Source organism: Myroides sp. N17-2, assembly GCF_002286775.1.
Taxonomy (GTDB): Bacteria; Bacteroidota; Bacteroidia; order Flavobacteriales; family Flavobacteriaceae; genus Flavobacterium.
In genome coordinates this window covers 1-1222 of the sequence record NZ_NSGJ01000063.1, presented here as the reverse complement: position 1 = coordinate 1222, position 1222 = coordinate 1, and the positions used below count along the sequence as shown (strand labels likewise).

Here is a 1222-nt window from a genome sequence, read left to right as displayed (position 1 = left end):
CACCCCGACGAAAAAACTTAGTGTATTGAAATAAATAGATGACCTTAATCGGGGTGTAGCGTAGCCCGGTCATCGCGCCTGCTTTGGGAGCAGGAGGTCGCAGGTTCGAATCCTGCCACCCCGACTTATAGAGCATTAAATTGCTAATAAAACCGTAAATATTAATTATTTACGGTTTTTTTTATTTTTAAATATACCATAATAAGGATCAAATTGGGGATCAATCTCAAAAGTTGTGTTTACGCATAAAGCTTAGTCAATCTGTATAAAAAGAAATCAATATCTCTTACACCTCTAAACTGAGCTCTGAATGCTTTAATTTTGGCATTAAATGATTCTGCAGAAGCATTGGTACTTCTATTATCAAAATAGTTAAGAATGGTTTTATAATTGATTTGCATTGTATTGATAACAGTGCCGAATTGTTTTAAATTAATCTTCATAACATCATTGTACCAATGAGCGAGTTTAGTATAAGCTACTTCTTTTACTGTGGTTGTGTTATATATTATTCTTAAGTGTTGCGCTACATCATAAGCTTGTTTAATCAAAGGATATTGATTAAATAGTATATCTGCTCTTTGTTTCTGATTAATTGTCCATTTACTTGGATCCATAGTTAGCAGATATCTACTTCTTATAAGTAGTTGCTTAGCTGTATCTCCATTATCAAATTCTATTGGAATAAATTGTTTACCTTCTTTTTTAGCTTGTAGGATTAAGTTGTTTTCAATATCTGAAGCATTCCAACGTTCTTGTATTCTAATATCTTGTAATGCTTCATTTACTAGTTTCTGTACATGAAAACGATCTGTTACTTGTGTTGCATTAACAAAGCACTTCGTAACAATTTTTTTCATAGAATTAGCCATATCAAGTGTTATCTCCTTAACTTTAGATCTTGTCTTAGAGGAGATTGTAAGAAGCTTCTCTATAATAGGCTCTACTTTAGTGCCAGAAAAAATTGCTACTATACTCCCTTTTTTACCTTTACTATATTTGTTTGTAATAATTGTATAGAGCTCACCTTTTGACAAAGCTGTTTCGTCTATTGATAGTTTAGGTCCTATGTTTTCAGGAAAAAGAAGATAGTCTTTAGCGTGTTCTTTATGTTCCCAAGCTTGAAAATCACTTAGTGAATCTTTGTATTGGCGTTGTAGTTTTTTACCATCAATATTAAAGAAACCTCCTATTGTATGACAATCACTTGCCTTAGTATCTA

Annotated in this window: 1 protein-coding gene and 1 tRNA gene; one reads left to right on the top strand and one right to left on the bottom strand. The window is 32.2% G+C overall.

Annotated features, from left to right (window positions below):
* Window positions 1–49 precede the first annotated feature (49 nt).
* Window positions 50–124 (top strand) — tRNA-Pro (locus CF599_RS17930).
* A 115-nt stretch (window positions 125–239) separates the two neighbouring features.
* Here CF599_RS17930 and CF599_RS17925 read toward each other — a convergent pair.
* The gene (locus tag CF599_RS17925) at window positions 240–1193 is read right to left on the bottom strand and encodes a transposase (RefSeq protein ID WP_121967322.1); all 954 of its coding nucleotides are present in this window, start codon (window positions 1191–1193) and stop codon (window positions 240–242) included.
* Between the last annotated feature and the right edge of the window lie 29 nt (window positions 1194–1222).